Annotated in this window: 16 protein-coding genes; 4 read left to right on the forward strand and 12 right to left on the reverse strand. The window is 68.2% G+C overall.

The genetic code is table 11. The features are described from left to right. Positions 1 to 146: 146 nt before the first annotated feature. The 3 genes from M8C13_RS32420 to M8C13_RS32430 form a co-directional block, all read right to left on the reverse strand. A complete protein-coding gene (locus tag M8C13_RS32420) occupies positions 147 to 551 on the reverse strand; it encodes a hypothetical protein (RefSeq protein WP_252484571.1) in 405 nt (134 codons plus the stop codon). Positions 552 to 650: 99 nt separating this feature from the next. Beyond that, entirely contained in the window at positions 651 to 1,004 is a 354-nt protein-coding gene (locus M8C13_RS32425; RefSeq protein WP_252484572.1) for a hypothetical protein, read from the reverse strand. A 220-nt stretch (positions 1,005 to 1,224) separates the two neighbouring features. Then, the gene (locus M8C13_RS32430) at positions 1,225 to 1,722 is read right to left on the reverse strand and encodes a hypothetical protein (RefSeq protein ID WP_252484573.1); all 498 of its coding nucleotides are present in this window, start codon (positions 1,720 to 1,722) and stop codon (positions 1,225 to 1,227) included. On the opposite strand from M8C13_RS32430, the gene M8C13_RS32435 reads away from it, so the two are divergent. After that, the gene (locus tag M8C13_RS32435) at positions 1,693 to 2,637 is read left to right on the forward strand and encodes a hypothetical protein (protein WP_252484574.1); all 945 of its coding nucleotides are present in this window, start codon (positions 1,693 to 1,695) and stop codon (positions 2,635 to 2,637) included. The genes M8C13_RS32430 and M8C13_RS32435 overlap by 30 nt on opposite strands. A gap of 57 nt (positions 2,638 to 2,694) precedes the next feature. Here M8C13_RS32435 and M8C13_RS32440 read toward each other — a convergent pair whose 3' ends face one another. The 6 genes from M8C13_RS32440 to M8C13_RS45860 form a co-directional block, all read right to left on the reverse strand. After that, the gene (locus M8C13_RS32440; RefSeq protein WP_252484575.1) at positions 2,695 to 3,174 is read right to left on the reverse strand and encodes a hypothetical protein; all 480 of its coding nucleotides are present in this window, start codon (positions 3,172 to 3,174) and stop codon (positions 2,695 to 2,697) included. A gap of 94 nt (positions 3,175 to 3,268) precedes the next feature. Further along, the gene (locus M8C13_RS32445) at positions 3,269 to 4,498 is read right to left on the reverse strand and encodes a helix-turn-helix domain-containing protein (protein ID WP_252484576.1); all 1,230 of its coding nucleotides are present in this window, start codon (positions 4,496 to 4,498) and stop codon (positions 3,269 to 3,271) included. Between the two features lie 170 nt (positions 4,499 to 4,668). Continuing rightward, positions 4,669 to 6,117: a hypothetical protein gene (locus M8C13_RS32450; protein ID WP_252484577.1), complete on the reverse strand. Its 1,449-nt coding sequence runs from the start codon at positions 6,115 to 6,117 to the stop codon at positions 4,669 to 4,671. A 5-nt stretch (positions 6,118 to 6,122) separates the two neighbouring features. Continuing rightward, on the reverse strand, positions 6,123 to 6,824 hold the full coding sequence (locus tag M8C13_RS32455) for a hypothetical protein (protein WP_252484578.1): 702 nt from the start codon (positions 6,822 to 6,824) through the stop codon (positions 6,123 to 6,125). Positions 6,825 to 6,827: 3 nt separating this feature from the next. After that, complete coding sequence (locus tag M8C13_RS32460) at positions 6,828 to 7,571, reverse strand: GGDEF domain-containing protein (RefSeq protein ID WP_252484579.1); 744 nt, start codon at positions 7,569 to 7,571, stop codon at positions 6,828 to 6,830. Between the two features lie 90 nt (positions 7,572 to 7,661). Then, positions 7,662 to 7,964 carry a winged helix-turn-helix transcriptional regulator gene (locus tag M8C13_RS45860; protein ID WP_374213229.1) on the reverse strand — a complete coding sequence of 101 codons (303 nt, stop codon included), beginning with the start codon at positions 7,962 to 7,964 and terminating at the stop codon, positions 7,662 to 7,664. Between the two features lie 1,066 nt (positions 7,965 to 9,030). Here M8C13_RS45860 and M8C13_RS32465 point away from each other — a divergent pair. Then, complete coding sequence (locus M8C13_RS32465; protein ID WP_252484580.1) at positions 9,031 to 10,692, forward strand: hypothetical protein; 1,662 nt, start codon at positions 9,031 to 9,033, stop codon at positions 10,690 to 10,692. 7 nt (positions 10,693 to 10,699) lie between these two features. Here M8C13_RS32465 and M8C13_RS32470 read toward each other — a convergent pair whose 3' ends face one another. Further along, a complete protein-coding gene (locus tag M8C13_RS32470) occupies positions 10,700 to 12,700 on the reverse strand; it encodes an NB-ARC domain-containing protein (RefSeq protein ID WP_252484581.1) in 2,001 nt (666 codons plus the stop codon). 183 nt (positions 12,701 to 12,883) lie between these two features. Between M8C13_RS32470 and M8C13_RS32475 the strand changes: the two genes are divergently transcribed. Next, positions 12,884 to 14,101, forward strand: a complete 1,218-nt coding sequence (locus M8C13_RS32475; RefSeq protein ID WP_252484582.1) for a helix-turn-helix transcriptional regulator — start codon at positions 12,884 to 12,886, stop codon at positions 14,099 to 14,101. Then, on the forward strand, positions 14,098 to 14,640 hold the full coding sequence (locus tag M8C13_RS32480; RefSeq protein WP_252484583.1) for a flavoprotein: 543 nt from the start codon (positions 14,098 to 14,100) through the stop codon (positions 14,638 to 14,640). Before M8C13_RS32475 ends, M8C13_RS32480 begins: the two co-directional genes overlap by 4 nt. Before the next feature lie 4 nt (positions 14,641 to 14,644). Here the strand turns inward: M8C13_RS32480 and M8C13_RS32485 are convergent, their stop codons facing one another. Beyond that, positions 14,645 to 15,163, reverse strand: a complete 519-nt coding sequence (locus M8C13_RS32485) for a hypothetical protein (RefSeq protein ID WP_252484584.1) — start codon at positions 15,161 to 15,163, stop codon at positions 14,645 to 14,647. Between the two features lie 9 nt (positions 15,164 to 15,172). Beyond that, positions 15,173 to 15,526, reverse strand: coding sequence for a hypothetical protein (locus tag M8C13_RS32490; protein WP_252484585.1), 354 nt, complete (start codon positions 15,524 to 15,526; stop codon positions 15,173 to 15,175). Between the last annotated feature and the right edge of the window lie 16 nt (positions 15,527 to 15,542).

A 15,542-nucleotide genomic window follows, 5' to 3' on the forward strand; every position in this document is an offset into this window, starting at 1 on the left:
GCCGCCCGCTTTCACGTCTGTCCAGGCCGTCTTGGTGGTTTGATCTGCGGAAATTAGTTTTAGTTAACACTGAAGTAATTGCGGGAACGATATTCGCGAGCGCGAGAAATGCGATCTTCACCCGGTCGTGGCCAGCAGGTGCGAGGTCAGGTCATCCGCTGGACGAACTCCTGGAGCATCCGGTCCAGTTCGGCTGGTGTGGGTCTACGCTCGAAGCGGTCGGCGCGGTTCGTCGACACTCCAGCGCCGTTGAGCACCAACTTGTTGTAGTCCTCGAGCCGCCGGTACACGATCCTTGAGAGCTCGTTGTCCAGGACCGCGATGTCCGGCACCGCCATCCCGCAGGCGTAGAACGCGGTCCACCGCAGGGTCAGGGCCACTCGCACCGGCAGGGTGAACGGCCGCGGGCGCTGGATACGACTCGCGAGCGCAGGCGAGAGCGGGTGGCGCGACAAGACCTCGGTGACATCCGGCCGCAGGTACAGGGTGGCCACCAGCTTCCACTGGCACAGCGACCGCACCCGGAACAGTTCGGGGAACGCCGCGGTCACCGGGGGAAGCACTGGGTCCGGAAGCCGTGGTGCGGCAAGGGATACCGGCGGCCGAGTCCGGCCTGCGCGTCTCCGCGGCGGAGCTGTTGTCGTCATCGGTCAGGCGCTCCTTGCCCGGACCGACTGGTCGGCGTTGGAGCGCCACCGGAACTCCAGCCTGGCCATCTCGTGCAGCGGCGCGCGGTCGTCGGTCAGGCGCCACATCACCGCGATCCAGCGTCCTGGCTCAGCGTGCGCGCGCTCGAACCAGTCCTGTGCGCAGTACCGAAGCCAGTCCTCGGCGCGTTCACGGGTGGTGCCGCCCCAGCTGACCGCGAAGCCGTGGTTGTTGACCTCCTCGGCATCGACGGCCGGCCCGACCACGCCGCGTTCGATCCGGTGGTACTCGATCCGGTGCCAGGACTCCCGGAGACACTGGCCCCTTACCGGCAGTGGCCTCCCGCCTTCGTCCATGTCGCTCGCCTCCACGCCGCTCCGCAATTGGATCTGCGCCGATCTCTTTGGCACCTGGCCAATCCTCGATCGGGGAGACCAAGACCGGAACAGAGCTCCACCCGGAGGCCCAGCCCGCACCACGGCCCGGAAACAGCACGGATCAGACCCGGAGGATTGCCCGGAGGATCACGCGCTCGCCCATCACCGGTCAGCCCGCCTGGTTACACTGAGGATTCGGTCAACTGCGCACGGAAACGGTTCCCGGGATGTGAACGAACTTCTGGTGGCGGCACGCGAAAAGGCCGGGCTGACGCAGGCGGAACTCGCCGAGCGGGTCAACGACCAGGTGGAACACGACACCGGTCAGCGCGGTGCGATGGGCGCGGACCACGTCGGCAAGCTCGAGCGCGGCGTCATCAAGCGGCCCCACCGGCACTACCAGCGGGCGCTGCGGATCGTGCTCGGTGCCGCGACCAGTGCCGAGCTCGGTTTCCAGCGACCACGGCGGTCCGAACCGGCCGTGGGAGCAGACCCCCGAACGACGAATGTTGGTGATGACGTGGAGCGGCAGACCTTCCTGCGAGTCCTGGCCGGCGGCCTCGCCGGTCTCGCCTTCGACAACCCGGTACAGGCGTTCAACGAACACGCCGCCGCTTCCTCCGCCGGCCGCCAGGTCGGCAGGGCCGAAGTCGAACACGTCCGCCACATGGCCGCGATGTTCGCCCAGCAGGACCACGTCTTCGGCGGTACTCCGTCGGTCCAGACCGTGCTCGCCCAACTCCAGGCGTCCGATCTCCTGCGCACCGGGAACATGACGGAGACGACCAGGATCCAGTTGTTCTCCGCGCTCGGCGAGCTCGCCGACACCGCGGCCGGCATCTGCTTCGACGCCGGATCCCGTTCCCACGCAGCGCGATGCTTCCACCTCGCCGTGGCCCGCGCCACCGACGCACAGGACTGGGCACTTCGCGCCAAGGGTCTGTCGGGACTGGCGAACCTGACGCTGCACCAAGCCGCGGTGAAGGAGGACCAGGGCGGCGCGGAGACCGAGGTCCGACGTGCCTACGACGACGCGCTGAGTTTCGCCGAGCACGCACTGGTGCGCGCGGACCGGCTGGACCCGGTGGTGCAGGCGGTGGTTCACACCCGGCACGCCCGAGCCCTCGGCTCGCTGGGCAAGGAGCGCCAGGCCGACTGCCTCGCCGCGATCGGCCGGGCCGAGGACGCCTTCGCGGCCCGCCACGGCGACGAACCCGGCTGGATCTCCTACTACAACGCCTCCAGACTCGAGCGCGACTGCGGGCGGGCCCTGCTCGGCCTGGCCATGGGCGGTGGCGACCCGACCAGGGCGCACCACTACCTCAGCTCGTCCATCTCCGCGTTCCCCACGGGGCAACCGCGGGGCAAGGCCCTGGCCGTGGCCAACCTGGCCGCCCTCACCATGGCGCACGGCGATCCGGACCGGGCCACCGCGCTCGGCAACGAGGTGCTGGACACGGTCGGCGCCACCGGCCAGGTTCGCTCCGACCGCGTGGTGCAGGCACTCGGCCAGCTGCGCCGGGCTGCCCTGCGGCACCTCCAGCAACCGGGCGTCCGCGAGCTCCGCAGCCGGATCAGCAAGCTCCGGGCAGGGACGTCTACACGCGGTTGACGGCCCAAGGAGACGGCCGCACAGCCGCTCGTCGGCGTCGGCGTGCGGCCGACCTGATCACCGTGTCGCGGCGCGGAGGAACTCCTGAAGCAGCTGATCGATGTTTGGCGGCGTGGTGCGGCCGGTCTTGCGGTGGAACGGGCTGCGGTGGATCTGCGGAAGCCCGGCGCCCTTCAGCACGAACTGGTCGTACTCCGCCAGCCGCCGGTAGATCGTCCGGCGAGGTTCGCTGTCCAAGGCGGCGATGTCCTCGGTGGCCATCCCGCAGGTGTAGAACACCGTCCAGCGCAGGGTGAGGGCGACCCGCAGCGCGAGTTCGAAGGACTGCCCGCGGGTCGACAGGCGCGGCACGATGGGGTGGGCCAGCAGAACTCCGGTGACCACTGGGCGCAAGTAGAGCTCGGCCACCAGTCGCCACTGGCACAACGGCTTGCGCTCGAACAGCGCCGGCAACACGGTGATCACCGGCCCGAGTCCGCGGTCCGGGAGCACGGGGACGGCGAACAGGCTCGGCCGCTGGGTCACGTTGGCGATCATCTGGTCCGCAGTCCCTTCCACCCACCGTTGTTCTGGTAGCGGAACCTACGCGTGTTCGGCATCGCCGCGAGGCACAGTCTGTGCCCTCACTCGATCAAGCGACCAGGCCGAGCCGGTAGGCCAGTTGCTCGGCCCGGGGCCGGAGACGAACTGGGCCGTTGCGCGCCTCCAGCACGATCTGGCGGGCGTGGCCGTTGTACCGGACCGTCTCGATCGCGGTGTCCGCCGCCGCACCAACCAGCTCCAGCGCGGTCTCCAGGTCCTTGTGGAGCAGGTGCGCCCTGGCGATCTCGATCTGGTGCCTGCTTCGCCGGGGTAGCGACGGGATGGCCGCGGCGTCCAGTTGTCCGGCGTGCCTGAGCGCCTCGCCGCCGCGGCAGAGCTCGACGCTGACGGTCACTGCGTGCGCGGTCATGATTGGCGTGGAGAACGAGGTCATCGGCTGGTAGAGCCCCTCGGGTAGCCGTTGTGCGGCACGATCGGCTTCGTCCAGGTGGTGCATCGCCGTTCCCGCTCTTCCGGCGCGGGCGGCGGTGAAGGCCGCCTCGAACTGCAGGGCGCCGTAGAGCGCCAGCAGTCGCGTCGAACCGTCGGGCAGCAGCGGTTCCAGCATCGTCAGCGCGTCCAAGGTGACCGCCTGCGCCTCATCCCAGTCGCCGGAGTCGCGGTGGGCGTAGGCAAGCGACCAGGCCGCCATCGCGATCGCGTCGGGGTGTCCCGAGTCCTGCGCGGCAGCCATGGCCCGTTCCTTGGCCCGCCACAGCAAAGACGCCGAGGGCTGGTAGGCCAGGTAGAACGTGGCCAGGTTCAGCGCTTCGGCCAGCAACGCCTGAGCACGGGCCCGGTCCGGCCCGTGGTAGCCGCGCACCGCGGTCTGGGCATCGCGCAGGAGCCCCGGCAGTAGGTCGCCAAGAACGGTGCGGTGGTTCGCCGCGGCGTGCCTGGCCTGCCAGGCGAAGACGAGTCGCTCCCGAAGATGCGCCAGGGACGGCGGCGGGCAGTCCGCTCCGGTGAGCCCGTAGGAGTTGAGCGCCGACCACACCGCGGGCAGTGCCGGATGAGCCGAAGTAGAGAGCACGTCCACCGTTCGCGGCTCGAGCACACCGGTCAGGTCCGCGAGGTCGCGCACGCCCAGGATCCCGCTCAGCTGAACCAGGACCGGAAGGCGAGGTGGCAGGAGCCGGCCGGTTTCGACCGCCTTGAGCCAGCTGACCGACTTGCCGAGTCGCTCGGCGACAACCGGGCGGCTCAAGCCCATGTGGACGCGGAAGAACTGGATGCGCCTGCCGACCGGCAGGTCGGGATCGAGCGGATCTGCGGCCATCATCCTGCCCACCGATCGTCACCGTGGATGCCTCCAGCGTAGCGCTCAGCCCGGCGCACGACGAGCCCACTGATTCGCCGATCGTGATCACTACCAGGCATCGCGCGTTACCTGACTCCCGTCCTCAGACCTGCCGAACACGTTGCGCCGTAAGGATCCAGTCTCGTTGCTCACCCGACAGCACGATGCCAGGAGGCCGTGGCGGCCTCACCGCAGTCCGGGCAGCGGATCGCGGCGAGGATGAGGCGAGGTGAGGGCGCGGTCTCGTGGCCCGTCCAACCGCAGTCCCCTCGGCACTCGTAGCGCACCACGACCCTGCGCCGTTGTGCCAGCCCGTGAAAGTCATCTCCGGCCCCGTGGCGGGACAGCGGCTGGGTGAGCACCTGGGGCACCGGCTCGGGCAGTGGTGCGCCCTCGGCGAGTGGTCCGAACATGCCGGCGAAACGCTGGAGTCCCAGTCCTTCACGGTCCTCGTCGCTCAGCCGCGCCAGCAGGTGGTGCAGGCGGCCGCCCGGCTTGCTCATCTCGGTGCGCAGAGTCGTGATCACCTTGCGGACGGTGCAACGCTTGAGCCCTAGGCGAGCCGCGATGGCCCGTTCACTCCGGTCCGATCCGGGTAGTCGTTCGTGCGGTGGTAGTCCCATGGCTCGCGCGATGATCTCCCGTTGGACGGGCCCGAGTTGAAGCACGTCCAGGGCAGCACGCCAACCGCTGGTTTCCGGCGCCGAGTGGTCGTCGACTTGCTGGAGGATGTCCTCCTCCCAGTCATCGGCCGTGGTGTCCGAGCGGTCATGGGTTGCCGGCCGGAGCAACAGGGTTTCCCCGCTGTCAGCTTCTACCGTCCGGGTTCCTCTGCCCGGCATCAGCGATCGCATGCCCAAGCCGGCGTGCCTGCGTCGCATCCGGGTCCGCCGTTCGTCATCCAGATCGGCCTGGGTGAACGCGGCATCGGGCCGCGCCAACATCTCCGCGTCCGAGGGGTTGCGGCCGAGCTGTTCGCACAGAGACGCGCGGATCGCGACCATGCGCAGGAACCTCGCCTGGGTCTTGGCCGGGATCGACACCTGGTAGGTGAGTCCGGCCAGATCGCGTTTGACGTGTTCTTCGATCCACGCCCGCAGGTAATGCGGACCGCTGGGCCTGGCCGGGTCATACGCCCAGACACCTTGCGCGACCGCCGCCCTGCCAGTGTTGATCATGTCGGCTAGGTCGACCACCGTGGTCCGGGCCGATTGCCGCAACCGCAACTGCTTGACGATGCGTCGGATCATGCCTTCCGCCAGGCGCACCAAGTGAGCTGTTGCGATCTCACCGGACAGGCGGTGTTCCTCCAGTCGCACGCGCACGATGGTGTCCTCGGCGCACTCCTCAGCCTGTTCCCAGGTCATCGAGGCGGCCAGCCGGGCTCGGGTCACGAAGGCTGGCGGCGTCTGGTCCCCGGCAGCCCACTTCTTCGCTTTCGCGGCGATGAACAGCACCAGGTGAGCTGCGTGGCCGTTGGCCGCGATCGGGGCGAGCTCGGCTAGCGCTAACGCGTCCAGGCCGGTGTGTCGCTGACAAATCTCCTCGACCTGGGCCACCGTCAGCGGTGTCGTGGTCAGCAGTTCCTGAACCCGCAAGGGTCTCACCGTCCTTGTGGCGAGTCAGGCGCCGCGGCGGACTCAGTACCGGCCGAACAGGTTGCGGCGCAAGCGATAGCCGACCCGGTGACGGCCGTCGCCGTACAGTCGTGGCAGCGGGCGGGCGATGTCGTCGGATAACGGGCGACTCGGACCGGGCCGAGCAGCGCCTCGCTCAGCAGGTGAATTCGGGCAACCCAGTCCGGCCGGTCCCAAAGGATCCGGGGAACCGGCCGCGGTTTCCGGCGACGGTGTGGTCCGGCCCGGTGTTGGGCCGGAGGACCTGGCTGGCGTTCTCCGATCAGCCACCGCTGCGGCCCGCGGTGATCACCGTCGAGCGCGTGCGTGTCCAGATCGAAAAGGTCGTGGTTCCGCCGAAACTCGCGCAAGGTCGAGCTGATGGCGGTAGTGCTCGGCGGTGCGGCGAGCACGTCGAGGAGAGATCCGGTGAGGCGGCGCACAGGAATCGACCGGGCTAATTCGTCCACTGTGGACGAAGCTTCGGCCCGCACGATCGAGGCAGGCGCGTGCCGATCCAGGTCGGCCACGCACGCTCGTATCGGGTTGCCTTCGTGCTGCGCCGAGACATAGCTGGCCACCGCCACCGAGCTCCGTGCCAGCGGATACCGTCGAAGGACGGCGGTGACGACCAGCTCGCTGGGGAGTCCGCACACGATGAAGTGCACCCCACTGTCCTCGCGCGCCATGGCTCAGGACTCCAGCGAGGAGGTCTTGGGCAGGCTGGAGACGCAGACCATGCCGCGGCCAGAATGCTTCGCTCGCAGGAGCGCAGCGTCAGCGCAGCGGATCAACTCCGCCGGGACGAGGTGATCCTGCGGGCATTGCACCGCCACCCCCACCGAGGCGGTCAGCTTGCTGATCGCGACCGGCTGGCCGTAGGCATTGCGGGCCCGGGTCACCAACGTGTTGATCTCGACGCAGATCCGGCGAGCCAGGGTCAGCGCGCCGGCCAGGTCGGTGTCCGGCGTCAGGATGAGGAACTCGTCACCACCGTGTCCGCCGTAGCGGCCGACCACGTCGATCGCGCGCGTGCACCGCTGCAACACCGCGGCCACGGACTGCAGCACGGTGTCGCCGGCAGGATGCCCGAAGCGGTCGTTGATCTGTTTGAACCAGTCGAGGTCGATGATCAGCAGCGCCATGGTGGCCGCCCGTCGGCGAACCTGCTTGTGGGCACGTGCTACCGCGTTTTCCCACCCGTCCCGGTCCAGGAGGCCGGTGAGCCGGTCGGTACGGAGTCGCTCCGGCAACTGGCCGCAGGTCAGGCAGCGACCGCCGCCGCGAGGTGACGTCCGAAGCGACTCGTCACAGCCGTTCGACGGGGTTTCGAGGCGGTCGTCAGTGAGCGTTGAAGAGCTGTTTTGTGAAATCATGTCAATATTCCTTGAGGCGTGGTCGAACAGATCCGAGATCTCCGGTTGTACACCCGGCACCCCAGAGAACCTCAAGGTTCCTACGAGAAAAATGACCACTACAGGCTTACACCCAGCCATGCAGATCAATTCACTGAATACCCAGGTGGACTATCTGGCTGTCCTCATCGCAGCGATCAGTCGCTGTGCGTCCTCGGTTAGCGCGTAACTGACCTCCGGCGGCACCGAACCTGCGCGAACATGCCTGCTGACCAGGCCACGAGCTTCCATGGTGCGGAGCGTGCCGGTCAGGGTCCGGTTGTGCAGAACAGGGTTTCCGGCCGGCAACCCATACTCTGGACCCGCTGCCCGAATTCGATCCGCCAAGACGTTGTAGCGCAATGGTCCATGAGATAGTGCGGCCAGCACCGGCACAACCCATTGCCCAGCGAGAAGCCGACCGGTTTCTGCCATACCCGGCCAGCCTTGGTTATCACCCGCCACGACCCCTCCCCATCGAAACGGCGCCACACCATGGAGAGAATCGCAGTCAGAGGGAAATCTCCGAACTGCGCAAGCTCAATCCATAGGCGCATCAGCGTTGGCCACGCCCCCGGCACGGCCAAGCATGCAACGCGACCCCGCGGTCGCCGCCCCCGGCACCTCCATCCCCGCCCTCACACTGGTGTCCAACTTTTTCACTAATCAACCTTTGACACCAGTTAACGCCTAGATCAGCAGGGTATGGCAAAATTCGTGGCCCTTCAACCAGGGAAAACGCAACCACACGATCGGGTAGGACATGTCGGTGGACCTACTCGAAAGCGACCAGGCACAGGTGTTCCAAGGCGCTCGAACCGGCCCGAGCGGCGGCAGCCAGGACATGTCTTCATCCATGGTGGAGTCGAACCGGCGCCAGCCGGAGTTGGACCGAGTCAGCCCCTCGGGCGGCTACGGGTGCCCCCCGGGGCGACTGTTTCGCCTCGCGGTGATCTTGCCGACTGCACCGGGCAGGGATCGGTTCATCGGTACGCGCGTCCGATTCGCGCTGGCCAGGTCAGCGCGCGCGGCCTCGGCACCGGCTGGAGGTGAGGTGGATCGGAGTGCGGTTGCACCGGGAGGCCACCCGACAGCGGGGATCGATAGCGGTGACGATGGTGTGGCGGAGCTGAATCCATTCCCGATCGCGGCGGGCCGAACAGGAGGCCAGGTCGGTCCGCGGTAGCTAACGCGATCCGCCCGTACTGGCTGGATGATGTGGTGCCGACAAGTGTCCGACCTCCGTCAATCGGCTGCCAGCCGAAGCCGCTCATCTAGAGTGCTGACCGTAGATAGGTCGGATGAGCTGGTTGCGAACGGGGGCGGATGGCGATCGTGAGGGAGTCCAAGTTCGGTCAGCTACGCTCATCCGGTAAGATCAAGAGAGTCACACCGGAGGCCCGGAGGCCCGGAGGCCCGGAGGCCCGGAGGCCCGGAGGCCCGGAGGCCCGGAGGCCCGGAGGCCGCTACCCTAGTGCGAATCTGGCCGCCAGGAGCGCCGGTGGCGTCTGAAGTTCTCCCGCACGGCCCGGCAGCCACCGACGCCATCCGCTGGCGGACCGTACGCCCCCTGCGCACCGTCCTGGCAATCGCGCGCACGCTGACCTCGGCCATTCGGCTGCTGGAAGCAACCCCGGTCTTCCAGCACGATCCCCGGGTACAGCTCGTCTTCACCGTCGATCCCGGTTCTCGCTTCTCCACCGGCGTGCACGACCTGCTCCACCGACTACAGGCCCAGGTCGTGCTGTGGGCCGAGGTATCCGGGCTCGACTGTGATCTGGTGATCACCGCCAGCGAGAACGCCGGGTTCGACCGCCTCGGCCAGGCGCCGATCCTGGTGCTGCCGCACGGCATCGGCTTCCACAAGTTCGTCCCCGCCAGCGATCGCGACGGCACCCGGCTGTCCGGATTGGTCAACCCGGAACTGGTGCGTGCCAAACAGATCATCCACCTGGTCACCCATCCCGACCAGGAGGCGCAGCTCCGCGCGGCCTCTCCGGCGACGGCGGGCCGGGTCGTGGTGGGCGGGGATCTGAGTCTGGACGGCCTGCTGGCCGGAGAACCGTTCCGGGACGACTACCGGCGGCGCATCGGTGTCCGTACCGGTCAACGCCTGGTCGTGATCAGTTCCACCTGGGGCGAGGAGTCGGTGCTTGGCGGGTTCCCGACGCTGCCAGACCGGCTGCTCGCGGAACTGCCCGCCGACCAGTACCGAGTGGCCATGATCCTGCACCCCAACGCCTGGACCTGGCACGGTCGCTGGCAGGTGCGGCAGTGGCTCGACAACGCGGTGCGCGGCGGTCTCGCGCTGATCCCACCCAACGAGGGCTGGCACGCCACGGTCATCGCGGCTGACGCGGTGATCGGCGACCACGGCTCAGTCGGCCTGTACAGCGCGATAACCGATCGCCCGTTCCTGCTGGCCGCCTTTGGCTCCGAGGTCGTGCCAGGCACACCCCTGGCGGATTTCGGCCGCTTCGCCCAGCGTCTCGACCACGGAGCAGGACTCCAGGAGCAGGTGGACAAGGCCATCGCCACCCAGCAGGCGGGTCAGTTCCGAAGTCTGGCCGAGCGGCTGTTCAGCTTGCCCGGCGAGGCGGCGCGCACGCTCCGCGGCATCTGTTACGACCTGATGGACCTATCGGAGCCGGACATCGACCTTGTGCTCGACGCAGTGCCCGCCCCGGTCGCCGAACAACGGCCGGTGCACTCATTCGAGGTCCTGGGCGAGTTGCTGGGACAGGACACGGTGATGTTGCATCGGTTTCCCGCCTCGGTTCGCCACCACCGCCCACCGGCTCCGCCGGAGGTGCTGCGGCACCTGGCTGTGGACACCGAAGAACGAAGCCTGCGCCTGTACTGGAACGCCTCGGTCATCGTGTGCGCCGACACCTCCACCCGGGCGGCGGGCAACGACCGGGTCGACGACCTCCAGCTGCGTTTCCCGGGCTGCGCGGTGACCGCGGTGGCCACTGTGGACGGTTGCCTGACCAGGATCCGGGACTGGGGCACCATGTTGGTGACTACGGAGGAAGGCGCGCCGGATCCGATGGTGGCCGCCTCAGCCCTGCACGTCCTGTGGTGCGCGGACCAGCTCCAGCCAGGCCGCTTCGTGGTGCGCGACGGCGTCCGCGAACACCGCCTGATCCTCACCCCAGGGTGAGTAGCGGCTAATCTTCCAGCCGGTCCAGCAACTGTCCGAGTTCGGCGACATCCGGGCCGCCGGTCTCCTCGTGGTAGCGCAACGCCGCCTGCAGATGCTCCCGCGCCGTGGCGGCGTCTCCTTGTCGCACCGCGATATCGGCCAGCGCCCGATCCGCCTGTGCGCGCAGGTGCGCGGCCTTCCGGTCGATGAACACCGACAGCGCCTGCTCGAGTTCAACCCGCGCCTGGTCGTCCAAGCCCTGTTCGGCGTGGATCTCGGCCAGTGCCAGCAATGCCCGACCGGCCAGACGCTGATCATCACGTAGCGCATTGAGCGCCTCACCAAGCGAGTCCAGCGCCTCATCGGTCCGGCCGAGGGCGTGCAGGGTGCCGCCGAGGTACAGCTTGCCGAGGCCGACCCCGCGGTGCTCGCCGGCCTCCGCGTTCAGCTGAATCGACCGCTGGTACGCCTCTTCGGCGCCTGCGCGATCGACCAGGTCCAGGTATCGGCCGGTGAACTCCCACACCGAGGCCAGCAGGATGCGGTTCTTGCGGTTGGCGCCGTCCAGGCCCTCGGCCAGTTCTCGTGCGATGGCCAATTCCTCGCGGGCACGGTTCAGGTCACCTAGTCCGGTGTGGGCGCGCGAGACCACGCTGCGCAAGCGAGCTTCCGCGTCCGGCCGCCCCGCGCGCCTGGCTGCCGGCGCCCCCAGGTCCGCCGACTCGATCCAGTCGGCGAGGTGGCGGCGGTTGAAGTACAGCGGCACGAGGAGTTCGGCGAGTTGCCAGGCCTCGTCGTCCCAGCCGAGCTCGGCCACGGCGCGGAGCACGCCGAGAAGGTTCGCCCGGTGCGCGGCCATCCACTCGATGGCCTGCCCTTTGGCGTCGTCGCCGGCGAAGGGATCGCGGTAGTCCGCCATCGCCTGATCGAGGTCGACGATCCGCAGCCGGTCCGCGCCCATGATCGCTCGATCCGCGAACGCGGAGTGTGCGAGGTAGTAGCCCCACAGCCGCCGGAACAACGCCTTGCGCGCGTCCGGGAACTCCTGCGTCTCGCCGCGGTCCCTGGCGTGCAGCAGGATCAGGTCGTGCTGGCGAAAGCGGTCGTCGCCGACCTCATTGAGCAGGTTCGCGGTGACCAGCTCTTCCAGCAGGTCGGCTGCCTCCTCCGGATCCACATCCGCGGCAACTACCGCGAGCTCGATGGTGATCTCGCGCAGCGGGAGCAGTCCGAGCCGCCGGTGCAGCACGCGCGCGGACTCGGACAGGTCGTCGTAGGCGCTGTTGAAGACGGCCGCCACGGACAGGCGGCTCAAACGGCTGCTCTCATCGGCCAGCTTGTCGGCCAGCGCGGCCAGCTTCAGTCGAGGTCTGCCGAGGAGTTGGGCGCCCACCACCCGGAGCGCCACGGGTAGCCCAGCGCACAGCCGGGCAAGCCTGCGGGCGTCCTCCGGTTCAGCGTCGATCCGGTCGGCGCCGCACTGTTCACGCAGCAGCTGGACGCTGTCATCCTCATCCAGCGGTTCGATCAGCAGCGGTCGCGCTCCCGCCCTGGTCAGCTCGTGCAGCAGCTTCTCGCTGGTCACCAGCACCAGGCTGTCCGGGGAGGTCGGCACCAGCGGCGTAACCTCCGCGGCGTCGGCAACGCCGTCCAGGACCACCAGGACGGACCGGTTGGCCAGCCAGGTCCGGTACAGCGCGGTGCGGCCGGACAGCGAGGCCGGGATGTGGTCGATGGCGACCCCATTCCGCCGAAGGATCTCCGCGATCGCGTCGCCGACCGCGGTGCCCTCCTGCGAACGGAACTCCGCGAGGTCCACGTACAGCTGACCGCCGGTGAACCGGTCGCTCATCTGCGCGCTCCACCACTGGCTCAAGGCGCTCTTGCCGATCCCGCCGATTCCCCAGATCAGCACGATCCGGACCTGGCCGGACAAGGTGGTCAGGTCCACCAGCTCGGGTTCCCGGCCGACGAATGGCTCCTGAGCACTCGGCACCTCGGCCGGAACCGGCCATGACTCGCTCATGTCGACTCTCCCCGCCTCGCGCACACCCCGTGATCAAAAATCTACGCCATGCCACCGCGCCGTGGTGACCGGCATGAGGCCAACCGGTCGCGACTTCTGGTTGCACAAAATGTGCGACCTGGGCTGGTTACGCTATAGCCATCACAGATGGCCGACCGTGTAGTGCAGGAGAGGAGCCGCCGGATGGACGAGAACGACGCCCGGGAGAATGGCCGGCGACTGCGGTACTGGCGGTTGCGGCGAAACCTCAACCGGAAGCAGTTCGCGGCCTTGATGGACCGTTCGGTGTCCTGGGTGGACATGGTCGAAACTGGAAGACGGAATCTGGTACGTCTGCCGACGATCGAACGCGCGGCCGAAATTCTCGGCATCCATCCCGATGTGCTGACTAATCGCGTCGTCGCCACCAGAACCGAGCAGTCGGTTGACGGCCAGGAAGTGTTGGCCGTCCGGGCCGCACTCGGTCGATACCCGGTGCTGCCGCAGGCTGACGGTCCTCCGGTCGACCTCCGGAAGGTCCACCGGCAGGCGGAGTACCTCGAGCAGGCCTGGGTCTCCGCCCATTTCACCAGCGTCGCGCAACGGCTTCCTGCCCTGCTCCGCGACGCCCAGGAGGTAGACCGGAACGCTGTGGGCGCCGATCAACTCGCGGCCCGCCGGGCACTGATCACCGCATACCGGCTCGCTTCCTCCCTGCTGCTGAAGTTCGACGCCAACGAAGTCGCCTGGCTGGCCGCCGACCGCGCCATGCACTCCGCGCTGGCTACTGACGACGCCTGGTCGCTGGCCAGAGCGGCCAGAAGCGCCGCCCGGGCCATGACCAGCAGCGGCCAGCAGACCGAAGCGGTCGACTGTCTCCTGGAGACGACCGATCGCGTTCGTCCGGAGCTCCCAGGGCACGAGGAAACTCTCCTGTCGTTGTACGGAATGCTCTACCTGGCTGCCTCGATGACGGCCGCCGAACAGGAGAACGCGGCCTTGGCGCGAGAAATGCACGACGAGGCCACCGTCGTTGCCGAGCGAATGCAGCCGGGCTTCTGCGCACACCAGACCTATTTCGGTCCAGCCAACGTGCAAATTCATCGAGTCGCCGCCTTGAGACGCCTGCATGAATCCGGCCGGGCCATCGAGTTCGCCGCCACCATCAACCCCGCGGCGGTCGCCAGGTTGTCCCCTGAACGGCGAGCGAACTTCCTGCTGGACCTCACCGACGCCCACACCCGAACAGGTGACTTCCGGAAGGCCACTCAGCTCCTGGAACAGGCGGAGCGCATCGCGCCGCAGGAGGTTCGCGGGCGGCCGTTGGGGCGCGGGCTGCTGGAGGCACTGCTGCGCAACTCCACCGGCGAGTCCGCCCGCCTGGTCAACCAGATGGCCAGCCGGGCCGGAGTGACCCCGTGACCGGCCGGGTCCTGTTCCTGGTGGTGTGCGGCGCCGGTCCCGCCGGCCAAGTCGACGTCATGGTCCGCCTGGCGCAGGCCGAGGGCTGGGATGTGCACTGCCTGGCCACCGAGGCCGCGACCACGCGCTTCCTCGACCTGGACGACTTGGCGGCCTTGACTGGTCACGCGGTGCGCACCAGTTACCAACGGGCCGGACAGCGCGGACTGCCGAAACCCGACGCGGTGGTGGTCGCCCCCGCCACCTACAACACGATCAACAAGTGGGCCGCCGGGATCGCCGACAACTACGTACTCATCCAGCTCGCCGAGCTCACCGGACTCGGTGTGCCGATCGCGGTGCTGCCCTTCGTCAACACGGCGCTGGCCGCCAACCGCGTGTTCCAGCGCAGCGTCGACGAGCTCCGGTTTGCCGGGGTGACCGTGCTCTTCGGCGAGGGCGGGTTCGTGCCGCACCCGCCGCGCACCGGAGGTAAGGCATCGGCGTCCTATCCCTGGCACCGCGCGCTGGAGAGCGTGGCAAGCAGTCCCAAGCGCTGAGCGCTCAGCTGGCGGCGGAACAAGCGCTGTACACCGCTGTGCCGACGAACTCCTCCAGCAACCGGGCCAGCTCCGCACGCGGAGGGCAGTGTTCGCACCGGTTGGTGGCTTTCCGGTGGCTGCGCGGAATCCCTTGTGAGGCAAGGACATGCGCGTCATAGTCAGCGAGCCCGCGGTAGACTCCCCTGGTCGCGTAGTGGTCCAGGTCGGCGATGACCGACACCGGTGCCCCGCACGCGTACAACACGGTCCAGCGCAGGGCCATGGCTGTCCGGACTGGAATCCGCAACGGCTCACGGATGTGAACCTTGCTCCCCACGTTGGCCTGCGCCCGAGCCAGGTACAGCGCGGAAAGCGGATGGCGCAACAGGGCTCTGGTGATTTCGTCGTGCTCCTGCAGCGTCATCGTCAACCGCCACGCGGACACCGTCTCCAAGACGAACAGCTCAGGCAGCGCCCCGACGACCGCGTGCAGTGCGGGATCCGGCAGGGCAGGGACCACCAAGGGGATCGCCATGATCATGAGCCTTGCCTAAGCCGTGGCCGAGCCGCGCTCGGTCCCGTCCACATTGGACTGGAGCCGGAACTCCAGCCGGGCCATCTCGTGCAACGGCTGCTGGTCATCGTCAAGGCGCCACAACACGCCGACCCAGCGCCCGGGCTGGCCGGTGCCGGTGTCCAACCAGTCCTGCGCGCAGTACCGGAGCCAGTTCTCCGCGCGCTCCCTGGAAGTTTTGCCGTCGTCCACACAGAATCCGTGGTTGTTCGCCTGCTCGGCCCACGCGACCGGCTGCACCACACCACGCACAATCCGGTGGTACTCGATCCGGTACCACGACTCCTTCAGCGGGCGCCGTCGCGCCTGACCCTCCGCGTTCCCGATCATCGTGGACCTCGACCCC

Origin of the sequence: Crossiella sp. SN42, from assembly GCF_023897065.1 — a bacterium.
In the GTDB taxonomy this organism is placed as follows: domain Bacteria; phylum Actinomycetota; class Actinomycetes; order Mycobacteriales; family Pseudonocardiaceae; genus Crossiella.

Coding starts and splice junctions, on each gene's coding strand:
- M8C13_RS32485 (WP_252484584.1), bottom strand. CDS start 15,163: ATGATCATGGCGATCCCCTTGGTGGTCCCTGCCCTGCCGGATCCCGCA.
- M8C13_RS32435 (WP_252484574.1), top strand. CDS start 1,693: ATGGCCGCGATGTTCGCCCAGCAGGACCACGTCTTCGGCGGTACTCCG.
- M8C13_RS32490 (WP_252484585.1), bottom strand. CDS start 15,526: ATGATCGGGAACGCGGAGGGTCAGGCGCGACGGCGCCCGCTGAAGGAG.
- M8C13_RS32475 (WP_252484582.1), top strand. CDS start 12,884: ATGGACGAGAACGACGCCCGGGAGAATGGCCGGCGACTGCGGTACTGG.
- M8C13_RS32455 (WP_252484578.1), bottom strand. CDS start 6,824: ATGGCGCGCGAGGACAGTGGGGTGCACTTCATCGTGTGCGGACTCCCC.
- M8C13_RS32440 (WP_252484575.1), bottom strand. CDS start 3,174: ATGATCGCCAACGTGACCCAGCGGCCGAGCCTGTTCGCCGTCCCCGTG.
- M8C13_RS32445 (WP_252484576.1), bottom strand. CDS start 4,498: ATGGCCGCAGATCCGCTCGATCCCGACCTGCCGGTCGGCAGGCGCATC.
- M8C13_RS32425 (WP_252484572.1), bottom strand. CDS start 1,004: ATGGACGAAGGCGGGAGGCCACTGCCGGTAAGGGGCCAGTGTCTCCGG.
- M8C13_RS32470 (WP_252484581.1), bottom strand. CDS start 12,700: ATGAGCGAGTCATGGCCGGTTCCGGCCGAGGTGCCGAGTGCTCAGGAG.
- M8C13_RS45860 (WP_374213229.1), bottom strand. CDS start 7,964: ATGGCAGAAACCGGTCGGCTTCTCGCTGGGCAATGGGTTGTGCCGGTG.